The organism is Acinetobacter sp. 1207_04 (assembly GCF_052850415.1).
In genome coordinates, this window is record NZ_VXCQ01000007.1 from 52,687 (window position 1) to 78,058 (window position 25,372).

The window sequence follows — 25,372 nt, forward strand, 5'->3', positions numbered from 1 at the left end:
ACAAGACCATCCGAAAGGGTGGTTTTTTTGTATAATTCATCTTCTTGAAATTAATAGAAAATATTTTAAAGAGGGTGTAATGAAACTTAAAACAATTTTGGCTGCTTTACTTGCAACTACTGCAATTAATACCTGGGCTTTGGATGTAGATAATCCAAGCTTAGAAGACTGTAAAGATAATGCTGATACCGTGGGCTATATGATCACGATCAAGGCGCAGTGTAATCTTGATTTTGAAGATAAAGATAATGAATTAGTTAAAATTATTAACAAGTTGAGCAAAAAATGCATAGCTCAGTATGGTGAAAAATCCATGGCGAATGCAACTCGTGCAGGAATTTTCTCAGCTAAAGAAGAACTTGAAGAGACTGGTCGAAATTCTACATGTTATCGGGCGTTAACTGAGTATCCTGGATTATTTGATTAAAGCAGTATGAAATGCATTAATTATCTAAAATGTAGTTTTTTTAAAATAGAGCTAAACGTATAAGAGCGAACTATATTTGTATGGTTTTCTCAAACGTAAAACAAAACCCTGACAATTAACACTGTTGGGGTTTTTTATTACCCAAAAAAGCAAAAAGCCCGTGACTCGTAATCATGGGCTTTTTTGTGTTCACCACTTAGCAGAATTAAGAGGAAAACCATATATGAATTTTAACCTAGATTTAAAGGTTGATAAAGCTATGAATCAATTATCACAAAGTAAAGCATTAAGAATGTGGACTTACATTGCCATGGCTTTAATCATTATTGGCATAGGCGTATGGCAGTTTGCGCCAATAATTTTGGCAATAGTCGAGCTAATAAAAGTAACGAAATAAACCGACCCAATAGAGGTTGGTTTTTTTATATCTGTCGCGCCTGTTGGCGCTTTTTTTATGCCCGCAGGAAAGTGATATGGCAGAACAACGCAGTACGCTTATTATTGAGATTAGCTCAGAACAAGCACGAAGAAACGCTCAGGCATTAGATCGTGAGCTTCGTAGTATTCAAAACTCAGGTAACTATGCAACTACATCAATGAACTCAATGTCTGTAGCTTGTCGTCAACTTGCGGGCTACATGATGGGAATTGTGACTGTTGGTACTGCGATTGGTAAGATGGATGAATTCACTAACCTTAATAACCGCTTGCGCCTAGTTACTGATACTCAGAAAGAATTAACCCTAGCAATGAAAGATACTTTTGATATTGCTCAGCGTTCAGGTGCAGCATGGGGTGGTACAGCGGCAATTTATCAAAAAATACAGTACAACAGTGAAAAATTAGGATTGAGTCAGACTCAGGTTGCGAAAGTTACTGAATCAATTTCCAAATCAATCAGTAACTCTGGATCTAGCGCTCAAGCCGCAAGCGCAGCACTTTACCAGCTTGGTCAGTCATTTGATAAGTCATCATTGAATGGTGATGAATTTGTGTCAATGAGCGAGAATGCTGGCTATTTGATGGAGGTTTTTTCAAAAGGCTTAGGCGTAACTCGTGCTGAATTGAAAGAAATGTCATCTGACGGGCAATTAACCACCGACAAAATGATTCAAGCAATCCAAAAAATGTCAGGTTCGATTGAAGAGGATTTTGGCAAAACTAATTTCACCATCGGTCAGGGATTTACTCAGTTAGGTAATGCTGTTACTAAGTTTGTGGGTGAGGCGGGGCAAGGTAGTGGTGCTGCAACTGCAATTTCGGGTTCACTCGGGACACTCGCAGAAAACTTAAATACAGTTACAAATATCGCGATGATTGGTGGCGCATATTGGGTTGGCACTTATATTCCTGCAATTTATGCAAGCACTGTTGCGGGTTATGGAAAGATTAAGCAACTCGTTGAACAAACAACTATTCAATATGCAGCGGTGCAGGCCGAAAGAGCAGCGGCAGTAACAGCCTTGGCTTCAGTAGAAGCTGAGGTTTTGCGAACACAAACCACATTGGCTGCGATTGCAGCAGAAAAAGCTTTAGAAGTTCAAAGACTCAAGGGACAAATTTCTGACCTTGGTCGAATTCAATCGACAACTCGCATGGCAGGATTACGCCAAGTAGAAGCTCAAGTAACTGCTGAATTGACTGTAGCGGAAACTGCTTTAGCAGCAGCAAGAACACGATCAGCGGCCGCTGCAACAGCTACTTTAGGTGTTAGTTCGAGAATATTAGGTGTAATGACAGGACCCATTGGTATTGGTATTTCGATTGCTGCTGTTGCAGCTGGGTATCTACTTATGCGTGATAGCACGGTAGAAGCCAATAAAAAACTCGAAGAACAGACTGAAATTGCAAGTAGAACTAAACAGGAGTTACTTGCTTTACAGGGTGTTCAAAAGAATGGAGCTAAAGCAGAACTACAGGAAGCCTTCAAAGGGCAAAATAAAGAGTTAAAAGATCTAAACTATTTATTTAACGCTCATACTATTGAATTACAAAATGCTTATCGTGGGAATTTACAGATTACTGAAATTTCTAATAAAGTTCGTGAAGGTACAATGAGTCAAGCTGATGCGATCAAGGCATTGAATAAACTTGATTTTATTGATCCAAAACAGCTTAAGCAGCTGCGGGATGATAACAAGCTGTATGAAGAAAAACGTGAAATTGTAACCAAGGTTCAGGAGGCGCTTAAGGTATTTGGCATTAATGCTGAGCTTATGGGGAATAAAGCTTCAAATTCATCAACAGGTGTGGCAGCAATAGGTAAAGAGGCTGTAGTAACGTCTGAAAAAGTCAAAGGCTTAGATGCTGATATTCAGAAGTTTATAAGTAATTCACTAAATAATATCGCTTCTAACGAAGAGCGATTAAGACTCTACGCTCAAGGATACACAAAAGAGTCTGCTGATATGGTTTTAAAGTATCGAGAAGCAATGGGCCTTATTGGAACGGATCAGCAATTACCACTAGGCACCATCGCATTAATGGGCAAGGAATTATTAGTTCAGACTCAATTGAAAGAAATAGAGGATAAGCGTTCTAAGGCAGAAAAGGAACGTACTAAGGAAGCTGAAAAGAAATACAAATACACGCAAGCAGAAGCAAAGTTACTAAGCAAAGCTTACGGTGATGTATCTAAAAGTGGTCTAGGTGCTTACGCTGAAAGCAGAGGAATACCTGCAAATGTTATTGCGGGATTGTATATGCAGGAATCCAAAGCAGGAACAGATTTAACAAGTCATACAGGGGCAAAAGGCAACTGGCAAACAACGGCAAGGTGGCGTGAGCAAAACAACATATCTATGGCGGACAATAATGATTTCCTTAAAGTAGGTAAAATTGTTGTCGACAATATCGCTAAAGTTTTCGCTGAAACAGGTAGCTTAAAACAAGCCATTTTGTCACACAATGCGGGTGAAACTGGCGCCTCAACCTTTATGAAAGATGGCAGAGTGAAAGGCTCTGACGTCAGGAATAAGGAGGTTGCAGGTTATTTACCGTCAATTGATAAGTGGGCTTCTTGGGCTAAGGGTAGTAAAGGAGAGCTGTTAGGCGAAAGCGACTTAGGCAAAGATTACCAAGAGTTTCTTGATGCACAACTTAAAAAGCAAGAGGCTGTAAAGCAACTTCAATCTCAATTTGATACTGAAGCAATTCAAAGATCAAAAGAGCGAGATGAGCTGATCAATCAAGCAACGATACTTGGTCAAACGCATCTAATTCCGAAGATTAAGGAGCGATATAACCAACAAGAGTTGTTAGCTTCATATCAACTTGAATTGGAGCTTAACGGTTACAAGTGGGGCGAAGATCAAAAGATTGCATACCGCCGTGACATAGCAAAGTTAGAGTACGACATTTCTGGCAAATATGGTGCTGAAGAGTTAAAACTTAGAAAAAATGGAATTGATGCCTTATCAAAGTACGAGATTGATGAGTATCGTAAAACTCAACAGCTTAAAATTGCTGAATATCAGTTGGCTTTCAGTCAGCCTTTGACAGAGTTGCAAGCTGAAGTTTTGGATATGCAAGCAAAAGCCAATATGGGTGATTATGGTTCTTGGGCGCTTCAAAATCAGTACGGTAAGGATCTTAATTCTTTTGGTGTTGAGTACGGTAAAAACGTAAACAGCATCAATGAAGATAAAACCATTACTGATGATGCAACTCGCAAGCAGTTATTACTTCAAGCTGAGGAATCATTTAGACAAAGTAAACTCGCTTTGAATGAAAAATACACTTTGCTTGAAGATGACTTGGTTAAGTCTCAGCATCAAGAGCAATTACAGGTATGGGGGAATTTGCTTGGGCAAGCTCAAAACACTTGGTCTCAAATCACTCAAGCTGTAAAAGACTCGAACGGAGAGCAATCGACTTCTTTTAAAATTGCATTTGCAGCACAACAAATGTTTGCAATGGGTTCTGCAACAATTAGTGCATTACAGGCATATAATCAAATTTTAGCGAGTCCTTGGTATATGGATGTAATGAGTAAGACTACCGCTGCAAACATGGTTTTAGGCATGGGGATGGCTAATGTTGGGATGATTGGAGCTCAGGCGCTAACTGGCATGGCACATAACGGCATAGACAACATTCCAAAAGAAGGAACATGGCTTTTGGATGGTGGTGAACGTGTTTTGAATCCCCAACAAAATAAGGATTTGACGAATTATTTGTCGAATAAAGGTTCAAGTGGTGGAAATATTGAAGTTAATGTGCAAGTCACAGATTCAGGAGTTACATCACAATCAAATCAGACGGATCAGAAGCAATTAGGTCAATTGATTGGTAATGCAGTTCGTGCAGTGATTATGCAAGAAAAACGTCAGGGAGGCTTGTTGGTGAAATGAGCAACCGCAAATTTACATATCGGCAAAACTTAGAAGGCAATTCTCAAACCTCCAATTTTAATGTACTGACTTCAAAATTTGGTGATGGCTATGAGCAAAATGTCAGTGTTGGCATCAATAATAGATCGAGCACATGGCAATACAGTAAAACTGGCAACAAGGCTTTAATTTTAGAGATTAAAGCCTTTTTTGATGATCATAAAGGCTCTGATTCTTTTCTGTGGGATTCGCCTTTAGATGGTGAAGTCAGAGTTAAAACAGGGCTTGATTATAATCCTATCTGTCTTGGCGGGCAGATATGGAGCATTTCCACCACATTCACCCAAGTCTTTTATCCTTAATTTAAAATCAACTTCACAGCACCTTCGGGTGCTTTTTTTGTGAGAAAAATATGGCTATTCAAAATATTACACTGGGTACAGCACCAACAGGTGCAGGTGGCGATACGTTTCGTGCAGCAGCTGTAAAACTGAATGAAAACTTTACCAATAATACACATGCCGCAAGTCGACTTGTTGGTGTGGCTAGTGGGAATGTGATGCAAGTAGGGGCTTTGGGGCTTGGTGGTGTTGCAAGTAGTTCGGGTTTTGACGGTAGCTTAGGAGGGAGTTTTTTAGCAAATGCTTCTTCTAATAATTTATTTCTCGGCAAATACTCTGCAGGAGTTAACATCCCTTATGCCGGCTTTGAGTTTGGATTTCAATTAGGTGTCACAGGGTTAGACGCTACGCCTAATATTGTGGCGAGATTTAAACTTAATAATGTTTTTAGCTCTATTGTGAAACTATATGGAACTAATAACACAACTATTGATTCAAACGGCTTTATCAAGAATGCATCACCCATTGTCAAGTTATTTGCAGATAAAATTGAACTTAATGAAGAAGCACTTGAACAGGAACCATTATTTGAAAAAGTAGATAATGGTCATTATTTGCTAAAAAATACGGAAGGCTTTTCAGACAATGGTTGGTATATCGAGATGCCCAAAGATGCCAATGGAAATGTCTTGGTTGCAGTTCAATATCAGCAAATTGAAGATAATACGATTGAAGTTAAAACTTTCGCTAAAAAATTTGATGAAGAGACGGGCGACATTGTTCCGAATCTTGAAAAGCCTCGTGACATTCCAACAGGTCGCTGGATCGATATTCGTTTAAAGGAACTACCAACGCCTGAGATTGAAATCCCTATTTCAAATACGCCAGTTGAATTTCAACCGACCAACTTGGCACAAGCTGTTGCGGAGGCATTGAAAAATGGCGCTGAACAGTGATTTTCAGAAACTTTATGTTGATGGCTTAATCACCTTATTTGAACTGGATGCTCGTACCCTTGGTGCGGGCATCTTACGTTTTCATGGTCATATTGCCTATCAAGATTGGGAGCGGATTTATAGTGCAATCGGTTCGACTTCGGGTTTAGTTGGTTCGGATGCTTTGATTGGCAAAATTTATGATGTGGGTAGTGAGAAAGTCTGGATGCGCAACATCATCTGGCAAGGTCAAACTTTTGAACCCCTTGCGCTTGAGGTGTCAGGTCTTGAAATGCGCTCAGATGGTAAAGCTTCAGCACCAACTTTAAGTATGGCAAATAATATCAACGGCCTCCAAGGTGCAGTATCAGCGTATTGCTTACAGTTTGCAGATTTTGCAGGTGCGAAGCTGAAAGTCATCACCACATTGGCTAAATATCTGGATACAGACAATTTTACTGCGGGCAATTCAACCGCTTCAAATGAAGCAAAAGAGGAGTTGTGGTACATCGAGCAAAAGACGTCTGAAAATGCACAAGCTGTGACGTTTGAGCTATCTAATCCAATTGACTTTGATGGCTTAAAAATACCAGTGCGACAGATTTCAAATTATTGTCATTGGTGTGCGATGGGCAATTATCGTGGTGAAGAATGTCAGTACACAGGTGCGGCAATGTTCACTGATAAAGACGAACCCACGGATGATCCTGCTTTAGATCGCTGTTCGGGCAGTCTCGCATCCTGCCGTATTCGTCACAATGAAAGTCGCTTTGGGGGCTTTCCTGCATCGAGCTTAACCTAATGAAACTAACAGCAAAACTTAAAAAAGCCATTTTTACGCATGCTGAACAATGTTTTCCGCGTGAGTGTTGCGGTGTGATTGTGAGCGATAAATATATTGCTTGTCGTAATATTGCCGAAAGTGATCAGCAGTTTGAAATACATCCTGAGGATTTAGCCAGAGCCGAAGACCAGGGTGAAATTCAGGCCTATGTGCATTCACATCCGAATGCATCGACTCAGGCATCTGAACTTGATTTGCATCAAATTGAATTACATGAAAAACCGTGGGTGATTTGTGCTTTGCCTGATGTTGAGTTTCAGATCCATCAACCATTCGGTTTCAAGGCTCCTTTAGTTGGTCGAGATTTTTACCATGGTTGGCAAGACTGTTATGCACTGATTCGTGATTTCTATAGTCGTGAACTCAACATTGAATTACTCAACTTTGAACGAGATGATCGTTGGTGGGAATCTAAAGACCATGCTTCTTTATATTTAGATAATTATGAAAATGCAGGGTTTTATGAAGTTAGTGAACCGCAATATGGTGACATGTTGATTTGCAAGGTCGGACGTACTGAGCACCCCAATCATGCAGTGGTGTGGCTAGGTGATAATGGTGCATTGAAATCTGAACAAACTGAAGCATGTATTGGCTCAACTTTGATTTTGCATCATTTATATGAGCGAAAATCAGTCCGAGAAATCTTTGGCCAACAATGGTCTGAACGTGTGGTTAAAATCGTGAGGCATCGTGATGTTAAAAACCATTAAGCTCTATGGGGTGCTTGCCAAGAAATTCGGTAAGCAATTTAAGTTTGATGTGGCAAATACCCGTGAAGCCATGCGTGCTTTATCCACTCAAGTGCCAGGCTTTGAAAAATTTATGCTGCATGCGCATGAGCACGGTCTGACTTTTGCCGTTTGGCAAGATAAAGATAATATTGATGCAAAACAACTTGATCTGAATACGAAAGCCACAGTCATTAAAATTGTGCCAAAAATCATCGGTGCCGGTGGTAATAGTGGTCTGCTGAGTACTATTTTGGGTGCAGTTCTTATCGTCGGTGGTATTTTTACAGGTGGCCTTTCATCAGCACTAGGGGTTGCATTAATTGGTGCCGGTGTTGGTATGGCAATCGGTGGTATTGCGCAAATGCTGATGCCCAAAGTTGATTCAACTCAAAATCAAAATGAAGATGGGAACAAAGCCAATAAAGGCTTTGGTGGTGCGGTCACAACCATAGCGCAGGGCAATCCGGTACCTATTTTATATGGTCAACGTGAAGTTGGCGGATTCATCGCAAGTGCGGGACAGTATCCCGAAGATCAAATGTAAATTAAGTAAACTTCCAGGCGCATTGAGCGCCTTTTTTATTGCCAAAGGGAAAGTATGAACGCAATTATTAAGGGCGCAAAAGGTGGTGAGAAAAAGGCACGTCAGCCAGTCGTTGCAACCGATACAGCACAATCTAAAACCTTTATTAAAATTTTATATGGTTTGTCCGAGGGTGAAGTTCAAGGTTTGGCTAATGGCTTAAAGTCGGTCTATCTCGATGACACCCCCGTACAGGATGATAATGGCAATTCGAATTTTCAAAATGTCACAACGGATTTTCGCCCTGGCACAAACGATCAAACTTATGTTGAGGGTTTTCCAGATATATCATCGGAAACAGCCGTGGGTATTGAGTTAAAGTCAGGTACACCTTGGGTTCGTGCAATTTCAAATCTAAGCCTTGATGCTGTACGTATTCGTTTGAAATGGGGTGCTTTGCGTGAACAGAATGCTTCAAATGGTGATGTAAATGGCTATACCATTGAATATGCCATTGATGTGCAAACAGATGGTGGCACATGGACAGAAACATTAAAAACTCAGATTTCAGATAAAACCTCTGCAAACTATGAGCGTTCACATCGTATTGATTTGCCCAAGGCTTCTAGAAATTGGCAGATCCGTGTAAGACGTATTACCCCGAATTCTACGTCTGAATACATCGGCGATAAGATGTATATCGAAGCGATTACAGAAGTCATTGATCTCAAACTGAGTTATCCAAATACCGCTTTGTTTGGTCTGCAATATGATGCTGAAACCTTTTCCAATATCGCCAAAATTGCGATTGATCTAAAGGGCATTAAGCTTAAAGTTCCGAGTAATTATGATGCTGAAAACCGCACATATATAGGTATTTGGGATGGTACTTTTAAGCGTGCTTATTCAAATAATCCTGCGTGGATTTACTACGATATTTGTACGTCAAAGCGTTATGCATTGGGTGATCGTCTTACATCTTCAATGTTGGATAAATGGTCCTTGTATCGCCTTGCACAATACTGCGATCAAATGGTTGATGATGGTAAAGGTGGAAAAGAGCCGCGCTTTACCTGCAATGTTTATATTCAAAGCACAGAAGATGCCTACTCAATTTTGACTAAGTTGGCAGGGGTATTTCGTGCGATCAGCTTTTGGGATGGTAATAGCATTGTTTGTGATGCCGATATTCCGCAAGATACGTATTTTACCTATACACGTGCCAATGTGATTGAAGGCAATTTTGAATACCTAGGCACACGTGCACGAGATCGACATACCGTTGTAAAAGTGGCTTGGGATAATCCGAACAATCGCTATAAAACTGAATATGAATTTGTCCGTGATGAAAAAGCTATTGCACAGCTTGGAGTGAAAATAGCTGAAATTGATGCTTGGGGCTGTACCTCACAAGGTCAGGCGCAACGTGCAGGGCTGTGGGCTTTAAAATCTGAACAATTAGAGACTCGTTCAGTATCTTTTAAAGTTGGTTTGGATGGTTATATTCCACAACCTGGTCGAGTCATTGAAATCGCAGATGAGCTATTTGCAGGTCGTGCCAACGGTGGTCGTGTCTCTGCAGTATCTGCAGATGCTAAAACTGTAACGATAGACCGTGATGAAGTCGTGTGCCGTGCAGGTGATCGTCTGGTTGTGAATGGTGAAGATGGTAAAGCACAGTCTCGAATTGTGGCATCCATATCAGGTCGTAAAATTACTGTCACAGTTGCATTTGATGCCATTGCAGCACAGAACGTCTGGGCTGTTGATGCACAAGATTTGAAGACCATGAAGTTTCGTGTCATGAGCATTACGCAAGATGACAAACACCAGTTTTCAATTAATGCACTGCAGTATGAACCATCAAAATATGATGCCATTGATTTTGGTGCACATATTGATGATCGTCCGATATCTATCATCAATCCCACTGTGCAAGCACCTGTTGAGTCGGTTTCAATTACTGCTGAAACGATGGTACAACAAGGTTTATCCGTTGCAACGATGTTGATTACTTGGCCACAAGCACAAGGTGCTACAAAGTACCAGGTCGAATGGCGTAAAGATGATGGCTCTTGGTTGAAACTACCCATTACAGGTAATAATTCAGTTGAAGTGCAGGGGATCTATTCGGGCAATTATGAAGCCAAAGTGACTGCGGTTAATGCATTTGATGTGTCCTCAATGCCAACGTATTCAATGCTGACTGAATTAACTGGTAAAGCAGGAAAACCGCCAAAATTAGCATTCATCAATGCCACAGGTATTTTATTTGGTATGAAGCTGACTTGGGGTTTTCCGAATGTTGGTGCGCTCGACACAGCATATACCGAGATACAAGTTTCACCCGATGGTGTATCGAATATTGCTCAATTGGGATTATTTGCCTATCCAACCACCACCCACTCAATCCAAGGTATGCAACCCAATTTAACACAGAAATATCGAGGGCGTTTGATTGATCGGATTGGCAATGTGGGTGAATGGTCTGAATGGGCAACAGGTACAACGTCTGCTGATGCCTCAGCAGTACTGGATATCTTAAGTGGTAAAATCACTGAAAGTCAGTTACATCAAGATTTGCAAACCAAGATTGATCATATTGAAACGATTGATGCTGAAATAGCACCCATTCGCCGGGACATTCAAAATACCAAGGCTCAGATTGCACAAGAAATTGTTGATCGGAAAGCTGCAATTAAATCTGCTGAAGATGGCTTAACACAGAAGATTAATGAGGGTGATGCGGGCGTTTTAGAAGTCGTTAATACGGTTAAGCAGTCAAGTGAAGAGGGCATTGCTGCAGTACAGACTGAGATAGAAGTTGTAGCCAATGATTTAACACTTGCTTCAACAAGAATCGATGGTGTGTATGCACAAGTCAATCCGCCATTGATTGGTTCTACGACTGATTTGATTGGATCGGAAGCTGGCTTTGCAGGTGTTTGGTCGGAACAAAGTGCACGTATTGAAAATGATATGGCACTGGGTATTCGCATCGATACAACTGCAGTGCAAATTTCAAATGTTCAAGCTTTTGCACAAAGTGAGGTTACGGCACGAATTCAAGGCGATGAAGCCACTGTTCAGAAAGTTGATACTTACATTGCATCCAATGATTCAGCGTTGGCAACCGTTCGGAACTCTGCAACGACTGCAGTCAATCAGTCGAATGCCAATGCTGAACTCATTGATGCAATCAATCTTGAACTTGGTGGTAAGGCAGGCACAGGTGCGCTTAATCAAGTCAAATCCGACTTAACTGATGTTGATAATAAAGTCATTGCTCAAACAAGCAGAATTGATGGTGTTTATGCGCAAGTTAATCCGCCATTGATAGGTTCAACATCTGATTTGATCGGAAGTGAAGGTGGTTATGCCGGTGTTTGGTCTGAGCAAAGTGCGCGTATCGAGGGGGATGTAGCTCAATCTATTCGTACTGATCAAGTTACCGCTCAAATGAATCAGAATGATGCTGTATATCAAGCTCAGATTAAAGCAACTGCTGATGCATTGTCTGCCAATGTCACAGCTACAAATACCTTACAGACCAAAGTTGGACAAAATACAGCATCAATACAGGAGGTTACGCAGTCTGTTAATGGTCTATATGCACAGAAGTACATTAAGCTTGATGTGAATGGAAAAGTTGCAGGATGGGGCGGTGCGAATGATGGCAAGGAATCTAATTTTATTTTAAATTTTGATTCATTTGCAATCGGAAGTGGTGGTAGTACTGGATATTATCCATTCATCTTTAGAACAACACCTTTTACTGATCCAGTGACGGGTACGGTGTTTCCAGTTTCAGCTTATTTAAAATCTGCCATGATGGATTATCAATCGGTTAAAACTTCACATATTGAAGATTTGGCTGTGAAGACAGCCAAGATTGACAACTTGGCTGTAACCTCAGGAAAAATTGATAATTTAGCGGTGACGACGCTAAAAATTCAAGATGAAGCAGTGACCGTGCCCAACGGTATTTATAGCGGTAACGTCCAATCATGGGAGTTTTCAGCTATAAACTCACCACAAGCCAATATCTTGTATGGAGAGCGTGTATTACAAGAATTTAATGTCAATACCAATGGGGGGAAATTACGAGTAGATGGCATGTTTACTTACGCATGTGATGTGATTATTGGCACACTACCTGCAGGCCAAGATTCGCGGAAATGTATCACTTTGGTTTGTCAGTTGCTTGTTAATAATACTGTTGTTTACACGCAAGAGATTTACCCCATTGCGATTGGTAATAACTTTTTAGAGTTGGTTTATGTTGGGGCAACTTCAACACCGATTTACATTCACCCAGCAAGTACATCGACATTAAATATCAAGTTAAAAGCAGCAGTTATGCCCAAGATAAATGGCATGACATTTGGCACAAATGCGAATGCAGCTAAGCTCATGCGTGCATTAAATTGCTCAATTTCAACGATAGAGTTAAAAAAATGACAGCGATCATTTCGAGACATGGTGAGTTACTTCAATTGATTTACGCAAATGAAGAAACAATTATTCTCAATAAACCTTGTGGATGTTTAGCCGTATCAGATCCGCCACACGAAAGTATGTTTTATGCTGGATGGTGGCGAGATATACCCAAGCAACCCTCTGTTTTTCATATCTTTGATTATAGTGTAAAGCAGTGGGTTGATCCTCGCTCTTTGCAGCAGGTTAAGGATCAGAAATGGTCTGAAATTAAATCAGCACGAGAAGCCACCGAATATGGTGGTTTTTATTTTTTAGATCAAATTTTTGATTCCGACATCACGTCTCAATCCAGAATCATTTCTGCAAGTGAACTTGGTGTGGATGTTGATTGGACATTAAAGGATAACACTGTTGTTTTGCTAAGTACGGAGCAACTGAAAGAATTAAGAATAGTGTTGGCTCAGCATGTTGCGGATTGTCATGTCAGAAGTCGCATTGCACGACAACTTATTTATGACTCAGAAACAATTGAGCAAGTAAATTCAATTCAGTATTAGCACCGAAAGGTGTTTTTTTATTACCAAAATTAAGGGGGCGTATGTGAATGAGCCAAGTGCATCACTGTGGAAAAAGTTAAATGAGGTCGCTGATAAACTGCAAAAAGTATCTGAGCAGTTGGTGGAAACAAACGCAATTAATAAAGGATACCACCAAGCACTTGATCAACAACGGGTAAAAGTGGAGGCACTAGAACAGCAAAACCACAAAGCCCAAGGTGCAATTGCCATGTTGAAGTGGGGGCTTGGCATTGTGCTTGGGGTAGCAATTTCTGGTGGTACTTGGACCATTAGTTCAATTAATCAACTTAAACAAGATATGGCAATTATTCAGAGTCATAGAGAGGATAGTAAATGAAATTAATCAATGAAAGTGCATTCAAGCACTTATCCGTAAAGCTCCCAATGTTGGGGGCTTTTTTATTGCTTGTACTTATTCCTGCATTGCAATGGGCTTTAGATTTTGAATTAGTACCGAAAGAGTATGAGCCAATTATTATTGGTACAGTACTGCCACTTTTAGCCTTTATTGGTCGCAAAATTTATCAACCACAACTACACCAGATCCAAAGCTTCGCAGCTGTATCGAATACAGATGATAATTTGGCGAATCTCTTTAGTAATTTTCGGAAATTGGCGGGTGGATCTTTATCACAAGTACAAGTTGATCAAATTAATCACTTGGTTGCGGGCTTTCAACAAAAAGCAAAATCAGTTAGCACTTCAGGTATGGCTTTAATCTGCGGTTTTGAGGGCTTAAAACTCAAAGCGTACGATGATGGTGTTGGTGTTTGGACGATTGGTTTTGGTACCACAATTTATCCCAACGGCATCAAGGTTAGAAAAGGGGATATTTGCACCGAGGTACAAGCCAAAGCGTATATGGCGCATGATTTAAAGAAATTTGAATCTGCTGTGAATAGTGCTGTTACAGTGCCGATTAACCAGAATCAGTTCGATGCATTAGTTTCATTGGCTTACAACATTGGTACAGGAGCTTTTAAAGAATCCACGTTGCTTCAAAAGTTGAATGAATCAGATTATAAGAGTGCATCTGCTCAATTTGTTGTTTGGAATAAAGGTGGTGGCAAGGTGATGCCGGGGCTTATGAATCGTCGGGCTGTAGAGCGGAAGTTATTTGAAAAAGCCCTTTAGGGGGGCTTTTTCGCATACCCTCTATTATGTTAAATAGAGGGTATTTATTTAATAGTTTTAGAAATATTAGAGAGGTTTTCCTTTATCTCTGAAAATAAATTGATTGGGATATAAGTCTGCCTCAACTATTTTAAGAGTGTGAGAGTTTTCGAATCTATCAAGATCATTTTTTATTGTTGAAAGTATTTTTTCATTTTGAGCCTCTGATATTACATTAGTTATATTCTCTTTTATGAAAGTTAAGCGGTTATCTAAATAGTGCTGCATTTCTATAGGAAGGATATATTCTTTTGGTTCTAAAACACCATGTTTTAAAGCAATCCTAGTTGATCTCATCTTATTGATATGTTTATAGTTTATATTTGATATAATCATAAAGTTAGGTATTTTAATATAAATTAAAGACCCAGACTTTGAACTTAGTAAATCCGTATCTATAGCCCTACAAAAGTAAGAATTGACATTTGCATGCTTAGTATTTAATAACGATTCAGAGCCGCTTTCTAGAGGTATTAAATGTTGTTCATATTGATTTAAATTAGAAGTATTCTCTATTCCTAGAAGAAAACCCTCTAAATTTGATTTGCATTTTTCAATTTCAGGACTAGTTGCATGGTTTAAAAATTCTGTTAAATAAACTAAAACTCTCCAAGACAATGATGCGAAAAACCTGCTTAAATTATGATTATAAGATAGCTTATAAGAAAAATTTTCTCTATTCACGTATGGATGAAAAATAGTTTCTGCGAAGTAAGATTCTGTATCTGAAAAAAGATCTTCACATGGCTTACATAATAACTTTACTTTAAATAAATCTTGGCGCCTTATATTTGGATTATCAATAGACCTTAGATATCCAGTTGCTGAAGTTTTTCTTAACCACTTCCCTATAAATTTGGGAATAATGTGGCTTTCTTCGAGCTTTACTTGTTTTTTACATAATCTACACTGACTCATTATCTACTCATTAAACTTTATTTTTTACAATTAACATAATACACCTTATACGAATACTTGATAATTTTCGTTTCGTCTTTGAATTATACCTTGCCCTAAACTCCTTAAACTGGAATCAGGGCAGGATAAAGAAATCACCCTTTGGATTATTATAAAGTCTCTAAATACTACGAGTGTAGCGCAGTGAATGAAGCTTATTTATAAGTCGTTTATTCAACTTTGAGGTTTTGAATTAATGGTTCAATTTCAAGATATCTTAGAGTATTTGCTAGGCTTATTGCCTCAGAATGCATTTCATACCAATCTTTAAGATTTGTATTTAATTCAAAAATCTCATTATCAAGTAAGTAAATGTCATTGAATTGAAATAAATAATCATTATAGATTGAATACTTTCTACTTAAATTACCTGATGCAATTGAATATGCTTGAAACTGGCTATAAAGGCTATTAAATACAATCTTAATTTCATTAATTGAATTCTTTATATTATTAAGATATTGCATATTACCATCAACTCGAAGGGTTACTATGTTAATCTCATAGTCATAATTTACAATTAATTCATCAAGTTGCTGTAAAAATTGATAGTGAATTGATAGTTTTTTTTCAAATTCTGAGAATTTTTCATATACCTGAAGTCCAAAATTATTAATTATTTGTTTGTTATGTTGATCTTTCCAGTCATTAAATAATAGAACTGCAATTAAAGCTGCAAAAATAGTTCCAAGTACACCCATAAATGATACTGCAATGCTTAGGGTTTCTTTTGCTGATTCAGATGGATTTTGGTAGTGAATGCAAATCCAAGAAAATGAGGTAAATAATCCTGTTACTAAAATAATAGCAATTAAAATCTGAAAAATTTCTTTTTTAAATTTCATAAGTGGGTATCAGTATAATTTTTTGTATTTTGGTTTACTAGTCACCTACAGTCAACAACCCATCCAAACTAAAAATCACTTAACCTTAATCATTCCATTTTTCGTAAAATAATTCTTAGACAACATATCTCGACTCATAGACCATTTACGGTCTTTGAAATAACAAGGACCTACTGAAATCTTAGCTTTGCCAAACTTCGTCTGAATATCCTCATAAACTTGCATCAAATTTTCATTCTGTATTCTCGTTTCATGATCTGAAAGCAAGTCGGGAATATAGTTTGATTTCTCAATTAACTCTGAATAAAACACACCACACTTTTTATATTTGATACCTGGTTTATAAATTTTCTCAAGTAATAGATAGGCAACCTCAACCAGATCTAGTACACAATCTGTCGGTTCGGCAAACTTGTAGGTTTGAGCTTTGCTGTAATAGGGCACGGATGGATCAAAAGGATTAGATTGAACAAAGGCTGTAATCACACCACATAATAGTTTTTCTTTTCTTAAACGACCTACAGCATCCTGTACATACTTTGACATGGCTTCTTTTAAGTCTTCTAGCTCTGTAATTTTCACACCAAAAGATCGACTGGCCACAATCTGTTGTTTTGGTTTAGGTTGATCATCAATCGGCATACATGAGGTGCCTTGTAACTCCAAGACTGTTCTTTGCATGCAAACTGTGAATAGTTTGCCTATGATAGGTGGATTCGCTTTAGATAAATCCAAAACAGTCTGAATCCCCATCTCATTGAGCTTTTTATTCTGCTTTCTACCCACACCCCAAACTTCGGCCACCTCAACCAGTGACCAGAAATAATCACGGTGCTTCGGGTCCATTGTTGACAAATCACACACACCATTAAATCGTTTAGCTTTCTTGGCCATATGATTGGCTATCTTTGCCTCAGTCTTGGATCTACCAATTCCTATCGACACAGGCAGACCAATCCATTGGAAAATCCGCTCTCGCATTCCCTGGCAATACTCAACTAAATCATAATTCTTCTTAAAACTTGTTAAATCCAGAAAACATTCATCAATTGAATAAATTTCTTGTTCATGTGGAGCAACATAACTAGCGAGGATTGAATGAAAGCGACGAGACATTTCAGCATAAATTGCATAGTTGCTCGAGAGCACTTGAACATTATTCTTTTGAACAATATCTTTAATCTGAAACAAAGGGACAGCCATTTTTATGCCCATAGCCTTAGCTTCGTTGCTGCGCGCCACAGCACAACCATCGTTATTACTCAGTACGATTACTGGAACGTTGTTTAGAAGAGGATTAAAGAAACGCTCACACGAGACATAGCAATTATTGATATCAATAAGTGCAAATATCTTTTCTTCATGTTTCATTTAAAGTTCTTAATCACTTTTGTGACCACGCCCCAAATGACCAGTTCCTGTTCATTGCGAGGCAGGATAGGACGGCATTCTGTATTTTCAGGCTTGAGCCAAACACTGGGTAAATCACTAAATTCTATTTCGTTCTGAAAAATATCAAATAATTCTTCATGTGACATTTGTTGAGTGATCATCATTCTTTTAACGGTGAAATCATTGTCTATGAATGCAACTACGATATCTTGATGCTGTGAGCGAATACTTCTATCAACGATCAAATAATCATTGATATGTATACCTATATCTTTCATTGATAGTGATTCAACCTGCACAATAAAAGTCGCTTCTTTATTTGAGATTAGAAGGTCATTCATATCTAAAGTTTTATCGATGTAATCCTCGGCAGGTGAGGGAAAACCTGCCGCAATTTTATTCAGCACTAAAGGAATAGAAAGCTTAGTAAGTGCTTGAAATGAAGATATTTTAGAAATACATGATAAATCTTTAAATTTTTTCTTATATCTTTGTATATCAATGATTTGAGCGTTTTTCAAATGAGCTAAACTTGTCTCATTTAATTTTGAGAGCCTAGGCTTTGATGTGCTATCACTTAATTCAATCTTCATCAGTACATCACTTGATTACGTTACATAATCAAGATTCTAAAGATTGCTTAAAATAAATTCAAATTTAAATGTTGTGGATAATCAGAAGAGTTCTAAATTATTTGTAATATGTTGGTCGCGTGGAAAAGTTACATAATCATCAGCCATTTCGAAAAAATACTCGTGTGCATGGTCATGATCTGCATTAAGCCAATCATTTCGATATTGTTCAGGAATAACGATGATTGAGCGTTTTTCATCATCAGGTGCATGAAATTGCTTCATAAATGGATGATGATCAGAATTGATCGTAAGCATTGAAAATGATCGTACTTTTGAGTCTCTTATTTCAGCATCCTCATATATTGCTGCAACAGTAAAAGGCTGATCATCTTTGCGCTTGATCGTGTACCAGTGACTTTTACCATTGATGTATTTTGGTTCGTAAAACTCTTGAACCGGTATAAGACAAAACTTACTGTATTTCCATGCATTTCTAAAACTTGGTTTCTCAGCGACAGATTCAGTACGCGCATTATAAGTGTGATTACTAAAATTGAATTCTTTAGCCCATTTGGGAAGTAGTCCAAACCTAGCAATATCAAGATCAAAACCATCTGCACCTTTCATGATGATTGGGGCGTGATAAGAAGGGTACACGTGCTCTTTTAAATCAAGATCATAATGATCAGGATCAACACCGAGAAGCCGTAAATTTTTCTTTGATGGGAAGTGATAATTTGAACACATGGCTATATTTCAACTGAATACATTGCTAAGAACAATATAACTACTTTTTACGTTTAAAGCCCAATCTAGTATTGCGGAATATTGAGCAATATATTTTATAAGGTGGTTTTTGATGAAAATTATAATTTTTTGCAATTCGCGGTGCGGATGCCTAATTTAATATGTGGAATAAAGATGGTAGTAAGGTGATGCAAGGGCTCGTGAATAGACGAGTTGTTGAACGGAAGTTGTTCGAGAAAGCCCTCAATTGAGGGCTTAATTTTAAAATTTCTAAAGCATTTTATTTGATTTCAGTAATAAAAGTTTCTTTTGGTTGACGTACTTTTTTTAATTTAATCAACCAATCATTTTCAGGAGCACGACGACCTAATGCAAGTAACGTTGTTGATTTCAATCCTTTTGATTTTAGATTTAAAAACTCATCAAGTTGATCTTTATCAAATCCTTCCATAGGCGTAGCATCTACCCCTAATTCAGCAGTTGCTGCAATTGCGAGACCAAATGCAATATGGGCTTGTTTTGAAGCATGATGGTGCTGTTGTTCTTCAGTAAAAGTCGAAAATAATTGTTTAAGCCCGCTCACTACATCTGCTGTTGTATCTAATGGGAGCGCACGTTCTGTATTAGTATAGTCATAAACATCCTGAATACGTTGATCAGCCATGTTATCCCAAGCTGTAAAAACCAATAAATGCGATGACTCTGTGATTTGTGGTTGATTAAATGCAATAGGAGAGATTTTTTCTTTGATTTTTTTATTTGTAATTGAAAAAATATGAATCGGTTGGATACCCGCTGATGTAGGCGCAAGACGAGCAGCCTCTAAAATCTGATCAACCAACTTTTGGTCAATTTTCTCACCTGTCATACGTTTAGTTGCATAGCGCCAATTTAATGCGTCTAATAGTTTCATTGAATTCTGCCTTTAAATTATTGATAAATTTGTGTTAAATAATTTTTTAACGATGCTGTTTTACGACCAAGGAGTTTTTCTAAATCTGAACTTTCAATCTCATATTGATTATTTTTAATATCTAAAACTGTACCCGATGTGAGATAAATTAGAAATTTAGGTAGACCAAAACTTTCTAATAAAGATATATATTCATCATTTTCTAAAGCATGATAATTTACTTTTTTACCCGAAATTTCACTCAGCATTTCTGCAATATCTTGAAAATTATAAAATTTACTACCCGTGATATTGTAGGTTTTATTTTTATGACCTGATTGCATCAATAAGTTTGCGATCGCTTCACCCATTTCATCACGTAAGGCATAAGGGACTTTTCCTAAGCCCGCAGATAATTGAATGCCGGTATCTAAAACTTGCTTGCCAATAATTTGAGGAATAGCTTCTGCATACATTGTGTTTCGAAGAATTGTATAATCTAGCCCACTTTGTTTTATGTATTCTTCGGTTTCAAAATGGCTTAGCATGAGTTCTTCTACCGCAGAAGTTTTAATATTATGAATTGCCAAACTTGTATAAATAATATGTTTAACACCAACTTGTTTAGCAACATCAATTACAGTTTTATGTTGGTATAAACGATTCAGCTCCATTGTGGAAATTAAAACTAAAGTTTCGATTCCTAAAAATGCTTTTTCTAGTGAATTTATATTATTAAAATCACCAAATCTAACCTCAATATTACTGTCAGTTAGGGGCTGAGCTTTTTCTAAATTACGTGCCAATACAGCAAACTTATTGGATGGAATTAAGTTTTTTAAATAATGAACAACACTAGATCCTAAATGACCTGTTGCACCCGTAACTAATATCATTTTTACGCTACTCTTTTAAATTCTAGAAATTATTTTTTTATTTATAAGACTTAAGATTAACGAAAGCACTATACTTTAGGGTAGTCTATTTATAAGTACAAAGAATAAAGTAAATATGTCAGAAAATTATACAATTGAAGATGAATGCAATATGCAATTTATTTCAGCATTAAAGAATGCGTTAAATGTAGTCAATGGCAAATGGAAGCTTGCCATCGTTGCAACCTTGCTTAAGCAACAACGTAGATTCAATGATATTGAGCGTTTACTGCCAGGTATTACACCTAAAATGATTTCTAAAGAATTAAAAGAGCTAGAGTTGAATAAAGTTGTCATGAAAGTTCCAACAATTGATAAAATTTCCGGAAAATCAGTCGTGTTCTATGATCTAACTGAATCAGGGAGAGGATTAGAAAAATTAATGGTGCAAATGGCAATATGGGGACAACAGCATAAAGAGCTGAATGCCTTATCAAACTCAATGAATAAAGTAACTATCTAAAAGTATATTGCTTTAGCATTTGAAGAAACTCATGCTTAATTCGACTTAAGGCTAAAAGAAGATTTAAGAAATGACGATTCAATCAAAAGAACAGACTATCGTAAGAAAAATGTTTGACGCTTTTTATAAAAAAGATCTTGAAGCAGCAATAGCAACTGTTTCTGACGATACAGTGTGGATTCATCATGGCACTCAAAAATTGCCCTCATTAAGATTTGAAGGTAGATCTGGTGTTCGAGAATTCTTTAATACCAATTTTACAACAATGCATGCAGAGTACTTTGATATCTTAAAAACAATTCAGCAAGATGATACTGTTATTGTTTTGGGAAGAGAAAAATTTATTATTGATGGTCAAGATGGTTATGCAGCGCAAAAATGGGTTCAGGTTTATACTGTAAAAAATGATTTAATTACTCGTATGGAAGAGTTTGCAACTTCTGTAGAGGATGATCAGTATATTGTAATAAAATAATTATGCGCTTTTTTTTGTAATAAAAACCTCCGTATTATTACGAGGTTTTTATTACATAGTTTGATGTATTTTATTCTTATCACTTATTTAAATAATACTTAAATCAAGGCATTTATTTTATAAAAAATGGTACCAATCTTTCTTGCTAAAAATCTTAATTACTAGTCAGTATCTTTAATTTTTTAATCCATTTTGTATAATCTTCGGTTTGTTGAGGAATATATTCATAATAATCATATGTTCCTTGTTCACCAGGCATTACATCACCAATCATTAACTCTGCAGCATCTCTAATATGAAAGCACTAAATTAATTTTTTCTTTCTCAATCAACCTTCCTGCTAGATCCCAATCTAAATTTGGTACTGATTTAAGTTTAAGGGCTTGGGCTAACTTCTCTTGAATATATTGTGTGTGCATATGTGGTTCGCTGATAAATTTAAATATGGAGATTTTTAGAGTTTCAACTGAATACATTACTAAGAATAATATAACTTCTTTTTACTTTTAAATCCTAACCCGGTACTGCGGAGTATTGTGCAATATATTTTATAAGGTAGTTTTAGATGCAAAGATAAATTTTTGATACGGTGTAGATGTCTAGTTCAATGTCTGGAATACAGGTGGTCACAAGGCGGCAGGGTCTTGTGAATAAACGAGCTGTGGAAAGGCGGTTGTTTTAGAAAGCCCTATATTGAGGTTTTTTTACGAAAGTAGACTCATTGTAGACTTTATACTTATTGTTTGTTCGTGCGAATTATTGCGAATTATTGCAAGTTATAAATAAAAATATTATTAATCATGTATTTGTGTTGTTTATTGTTGCACGTTATTGCGAATTATTGCTTAGAATTAACCACACTGTAGAATTTGAAATTCAAATTTATTCGCCATGACCATTTTCCATTTTTAACATCAATTTACAGGATTTTAAGCTCGATATTCAACTTTACAATTGTTGAATTATTTTACGCCAATTACAGTGTTTTGCAGGGGATGTGTAACGTTGCGCAGTTTAGCATTTTGATTTTTTCGTCCAATGGCACAAGATGTCAATTCACTTTAGATAAAATAAATTTCTTTATACAAATGATCTGTACAATCGTAAATGGGGAAATGAGGTCTAAACATGTTGATTGAAAAGTTAATGGTTGTAATGCAATGAGGATACGTTATTTTTATCTTTTGATGATGATTGCTCTATGTTATGGCATATGGACGTTGGCTTTCAAAAATGATCAGGGTGTAACTGATACTGAAAATTATCAGGTGATCAATTCAGATGTGTCGACCTTTAAATCTTATAAAATGACGAAGTTATCTACATTTGAAGGAGAGTTTCGCGTACTTTCACGAGAAGATTATCATACAGGTCGTGAAGCAGAAATTAGCCCCACGGATTTGGCACTCGGCTGGGGTGCAATGGCAGATCCGCAGGTCTATAAACAACTGAGCATTCGGCAAAGTAATCGTTGGTATTATTGGCATTATGAAAATGAACCGCCAATTCCACGCCGTGAAATTGAAACACATAGTGCCAATATGCACATTATTCCTGCAAATAAAGCAGTTGCACAAAAATTATCTAAAGTGGATGATAATGATCTAATTCATTTGAAAGGGCAGTTGGTTGAAGTCAGTGCTAATGATGGTTGGGTTTGGCGCAGTTCATTATCACGAGAAGATAGCGGTAATGGCGCATGTGAATTATTTTTAGTTGAATCAATTCAAATTTTATAGAAAATCAAGTCAATACAAAAAAGCCCCGACATGTGTCAGGGCTTTTTTTTATTGATATATTCATCTTTAAATTTAGATTTGAGTGAGGTCAAACCAAATCATTTGACTGTTTTCTTTTGCAATTACAGTTGAAGTCTCATCAAAAAATAATGCATCACCCGCTTTCACTGTTTGACCTGCAATTTCAACTTCACCTTCAATTACATGGATGTAGTTGAATTGTTGAGTTGCTTTTACATCTAAACTTTTACCTTGTTCCAAATATGCTGCTTTAATTTCAGTATTTTGGCGAATGTGCATCGGTGCATTGTCATTTGGTCCAACAATTAAATGCCATTCGTTTGGTAATTTTTTAGAATCACGTTCAATTTGTTGATAAGTTGGTTCAGCATCACGCACATTTGGAATTACCCAAATTTGCAACAAATGTACGTCTTCATCACCTTTGTTGATTTCGCTGTGTTTGATGCCTGTACCTGCACTCATTAATTGCCACTCGCCAGCACGGATTTCACCTTCATTGCCCATGCTGTCTTTATGGGTGATTGCGCCTTTTAATACACAGGTCAAAATTTCCATGTTGTCATGTGGATGCGTACCAAAACCATTTTGTGCTGCAATATGGTCATCATTGAGTACACGAAGTGAGCCAATTCCCATAAATTCTGGGTTGTACCAACTACCGAAAGAAAAGCTATGATGAGTGTTTAACCAACCTGCTTCTACATGACCACGATCTTCGCTACGGTGTAAATAAGTTGTCATTTGAAATCTCCAAATCTTTATATTTTTAACTTGGGTTAAGAATAGTATTTTTGCAGGTGAGATGAAATATATAAAACAAGATAGATCATTCTATTTTTGCAACAATATTAAGATGTGGTCAGTGGACAGAAATTTTTCCTAAAGGTAGTCCATGTATAGCTTTTACCTTTTTGATAATCATTCATAAATTTCTGATAATTTGAAGATTGCTGTAACCAAGCATTACCCCAAGTAACATCTTGTGGTGCAGCTTTATCCTGATAAACAAAATAGTCATCTAAGCAATTTGTGGGTTGTAAATCCTCTTCATGTCCATAAGATTCTAAGTCATCATTAGTGAATTTTTTAATTTTTTTAGTTCGCTTTAGTTCCAAGTATTCTTTTGGGCTGAGATATTGTTTTTCTTCTGATTTATGTAGTTTTCCATTTTGATAAAGATAAGTAACCTCAATGTCATAGGGCTTAATTACATTATAATCCCCAGGTGTTTTGGTTTGATAAATCATTGCTAATTTTGAATGATCTTTTTGATTTTCGTTGTTTATATAGTCACTGCCAAAAGACATACCATCTTCTGGACTTGGCGCAATGAACTGAGTTTGATGTACAAGTTTTCCTTTAGTATCAACTTCAATCAGTTCATAGCTAGAACGTGTGTCATAGGGCTCAAAGAGTGGCGTAAAAGCATAATTATGTTGTCGTTCTTCAGGGGTATAATAATATCGTGTTTGAAAAAATAATATAAAATTTTTACCGATTGGCATCAGACTAAAAAGCTCATGTTGAGCCACATGATGATTGAGTTGAGGTTCAATGATGATTTCTTGTTTATTGTTTTGATAAGACTGACTTAAGTGAAAGCGATTAGAATCAGGCCCATTGAGAAATAATAAAGTCGGTTGCTTCATCTGACCCAAAGTATAATACCGAACTTCAGTATCACCATTGATCACAAAACGTCGCATCAGATTGATATCTTGTTTTTCTTCGTCTTTTTCAGGTTGATATGTTGGGTCTTGTATTCTTTCTTCGTCTGAGCGTTGATAGATTTCAACCGCTTCAAGTACAGTATATTCTTCTTCAGAATTTGCGTCAGATCCATCAGCCTGTGCTGTGAATGGAAAAAAAGCACAGAATAAAACGCTTAAATAATACTGTTTGTTTGACATATGACATCCTTTTTTATTGTTCTTATAATACTTGCAATAAAAAGGTGTTCAACTTTTCAGTCAAACACCTCTGTGCTTAATAATACAAAGAT

24 protein-coding genes and 1 pseudogene are annotated in these 25,372 nt (G+C 37.2%); 15 read left to right on the plus strand and 10 right to left on the minus strand.

Annotated features, from left to right (window positions below; translation table 11 throughout):
• The first annotated feature begins 79 nt into the window (after positions 1–79).
• From FW754_RS07890 to FW754_RS07945, 12 genes are all read left to right on the plus strand, one after another.
• Positions 80–427 (plus strand): hypothetical protein, encoded by a 348-nt coding sequence (locus FW754_RS07890; RefSeq protein WP_446324312.1) that lies wholly within the window; start codon positions 80–82, stop codon positions 425–427.
• Positions 428–587: 160 nt separating this feature from the next.
• On the plus strand, positions 588–824 hold the full coding sequence (locus FW754_RS07895; protein ID WP_446324313.1) for a hypothetical protein: 237 nt from the start codon (positions 588–590) through the stop codon (positions 822–824).
• A gap of 76 nt (positions 825–900) precedes the next feature.
• A complete protein-coding gene (locus FW754_RS07900; protein WP_446324314.1) occupies positions 901–4,779 on the plus strand; it encodes a tape measure protein in 3,879 nt (1,292 codons plus the stop codon).
• Complete coding sequence (locus FW754_RS07905) at positions 4,776–5,120, plus strand: phage tail protein (RefSeq protein ID WP_446324315.1); 345 nt, start codon at positions 4,776–4,778, stop codon at positions 5,118–5,120. The genes FW754_RS07900 and FW754_RS07905 overlap by 4 nt, the downstream gene beginning before the upstream one ends.
• Before the next feature lie 50 nt (positions 5,121–5,170).
• Positions 5,171–6,055: a phage tail fiber protein gene (locus tag FW754_RS07910; RefSeq protein ID WP_446324316.1), complete on the plus strand. Its 885-nt coding sequence runs from the start codon at positions 5,171–5,173 to the stop codon at positions 6,053–6,055.
• Positions 6,039–6,836: a phage minor tail protein L gene (locus tag FW754_RS07915; RefSeq protein ID WP_446324317.1), complete on the plus strand. Its 798-nt coding sequence runs from the start codon at positions 6,039–6,041 to the stop codon at positions 6,834–6,836. The genes FW754_RS07910 and FW754_RS07915 overlap by 17 nt, the downstream gene beginning before the upstream one ends.
• Positions 6,836–7,591, plus strand: a complete 756-nt coding sequence (locus FW754_RS07920) for a C40 family peptidase (RefSeq protein ID WP_446324318.1) — start codon at positions 6,836–6,838, stop codon at positions 7,589–7,591. Before FW754_RS07915 ends, FW754_RS07920 begins: the two co-directional genes overlap by 1 nt.
• A complete protein-coding gene (locus FW754_RS07925; protein ID WP_446324319.1) occupies positions 7,575–8,156 on the plus strand; it encodes a tail assembly protein in 582 nt (193 codons plus the stop codon). Before FW754_RS07920 ends, FW754_RS07925 begins: the two co-directional genes overlap by 17 nt.
• 54 nt (positions 8,157–8,210) lie before the next feature.
• Positions 8,211–12,596, plus strand: coding sequence for a host specificity protein J (locus tag FW754_RS07930; RefSeq protein WP_446324320.1), 4,386 nt, complete (start codon positions 8,211–8,213; stop codon positions 12,594–12,596).
• A complete protein-coding gene (locus tag FW754_RS07935) occupies positions 12,593–13,132 on the plus strand; it encodes a DUF4376 domain-containing protein (protein ID WP_446324321.1) in 540 nt (179 codons plus the stop codon). The genes FW754_RS07930 and FW754_RS07935 overlap by 4 nt, the downstream gene beginning before the upstream one ends.
• Positions 13,133–13,175: 43 nt before the next feature.
• Entirely contained in the window at positions 13,176–13,490 is a 315-nt protein-coding gene (locus FW754_RS07940) for a hypothetical protein (protein ID WP_409510512.1), read from the plus strand.
• 245 nt (positions 13,491–13,735) lie between these two features.
• The gene (locus FW754_RS07945; RefSeq protein WP_446324395.1) at positions 13,736–14,287 is read left to right on the plus strand and encodes a lysozyme; all 552 of its coding nucleotides are present in this window, start codon (positions 13,736–13,738) and stop codon (positions 14,285–14,287) included.
• Positions 14,288–14,353: 66 nt separating this feature from the next.
• Here FW754_RS07945 and FW754_RS07950 read toward each other — a convergent pair whose 3' ends face one another.
• The 7 genes from FW754_RS07950 to FW754_RS07980 all read right to left on the minus strand — a co-directional run bounded on the left by FW754_RS07950 (position 14,354) and on the right by FW754_RS07980 (position 20,630).
• Complete coding sequence (locus FW754_RS07950) at positions 14,354–15,244, minus strand: hypothetical protein (protein ID WP_446324322.1); 891 nt, start codon at positions 15,242–15,244, stop codon at positions 14,354–14,356.
• 209 nt (positions 15,245–15,453) lie between these two features.
• Positions 15,454–16,128, minus strand: coding sequence for a hypothetical protein (locus tag FW754_RS07955; RefSeq protein WP_446324323.1), 675 nt, complete (start codon positions 16,126–16,128; stop codon positions 15,454–15,456).
• A gap of 75 nt (positions 16,129–16,203) precedes the next feature.
• On the minus strand, positions 16,204–17,499 hold the full coding sequence (locus tag FW754_RS07960; RefSeq protein ID WP_446324324.1) for a Y-family DNA polymerase: 1,296 nt from the start codon (positions 17,497–17,499) through the stop codon (positions 16,204–16,206).
• Complete coding sequence (locus FW754_RS07965) at positions 17,496–18,113, minus strand: LexA family protein (protein WP_446324325.1); 618 nt, start codon at positions 18,111–18,113, stop codon at positions 17,496–17,498. Before FW754_RS07965 ends, FW754_RS07960 begins: the two co-directional genes overlap by 4 nt.
• Positions 18,114–18,194: 81 nt before the next feature.
• Positions 18,195–18,842 (minus strand): SOS response-associated peptidase, encoded by a 648-nt coding sequence (locus FW754_RS07970; protein WP_446324326.1) that lies wholly within the window; start codon positions 18,840–18,842, stop codon positions 18,195–18,197.
• 280 nt (positions 18,843–19,122) lie between these two features.
• Entirely contained in the window at positions 19,123–19,755 is a 633-nt protein-coding gene (locus FW754_RS07975) for a nitroreductase family protein (RefSeq protein WP_446324327.1), read from the minus strand.
• A gap of 17 nt (positions 19,756–19,772) precedes the next feature.
• Complete coding sequence (locus tag FW754_RS07980) at positions 19,773–20,630, minus strand: SDR family oxidoreductase (protein WP_446324328.1); 858 nt, start codon at positions 20,628–20,630, stop codon at positions 19,773–19,775.
• A gap of 115 nt (positions 20,631–20,745) precedes the next feature.
• On the opposite strand from FW754_RS07980, the gene FW754_RS07985 reads away from it, so the two are divergent.
• Both FW754_RS07985 and FW754_RS07990 read left to right on the plus strand, forming a co-directional pair.
• The gene (locus tag FW754_RS07985; RefSeq protein ID WP_446324329.1) at positions 20,746–21,132 is read left to right on the plus strand and encodes a winged helix-turn-helix transcriptional regulator; all 387 of its coding nucleotides are present in this window, start codon (positions 20,746–20,748) and stop codon (positions 21,130–21,132) included.
• 70 nt (positions 21,133–21,202) lie between these two features.
• Complete coding sequence (locus FW754_RS07990; protein ID WP_446324330.1) at positions 21,203–21,607, plus strand: nuclear transport factor 2 family protein; 405 nt, start codon at positions 21,203–21,205, stop codon at positions 21,605–21,607.
• Between the two features lie 154 nt (positions 21,608–21,761).
• Here the strand turns inward: FW754_RS07990 and FW754_RS07995 are convergent.
• Positions 21,762–21,908, minus strand: a pseudogene (locus tag FW754_RS07995) (tyrosine-type recombinase/integrase); the annotation flags it as partial.
• 859 nt (positions 21,909–22,767) lie between these two features.
• On the opposite strand from FW754_RS07995, the gene FW754_RS08000 reads away from it, so the two are divergent.
• The gene (locus tag FW754_RS08000; RefSeq protein WP_446324331.1) at positions 22,768–23,346 is read left to right on the plus strand and encodes a hypothetical protein; all 579 of its coding nucleotides are present in this window, start codon (positions 22,768–22,770) and stop codon (positions 23,344–23,346) included.
• 72 nt (positions 23,347–23,418) lie between these two features.
• Here the strand turns inward: FW754_RS08000 and FW754_RS08005 are convergent, their stop codons facing one another.
• Together FW754_RS08005 and FW754_RS08010 are read right to left on the minus strand one after the other, a co-directional pair.
• A complete protein-coding gene (locus tag FW754_RS08005; RefSeq protein WP_446324332.1) occupies positions 23,419–24,111 on the minus strand; it encodes a pirin family protein in 693 nt (230 codons plus the stop codon).
• A 107-nt stretch (positions 24,112–24,218) separates the two neighbouring features.
• The gene (locus tag FW754_RS08010; RefSeq protein WP_446324333.1) at positions 24,219–25,280 is read right to left on the minus strand and encodes a hypothetical protein; all 1,062 of its coding nucleotides are present in this window, start codon (positions 25,278–25,280) and stop codon (positions 24,219–24,221) included.
• Between the last annotated feature and the right edge of the window lie 92 nt (positions 25,281–25,372).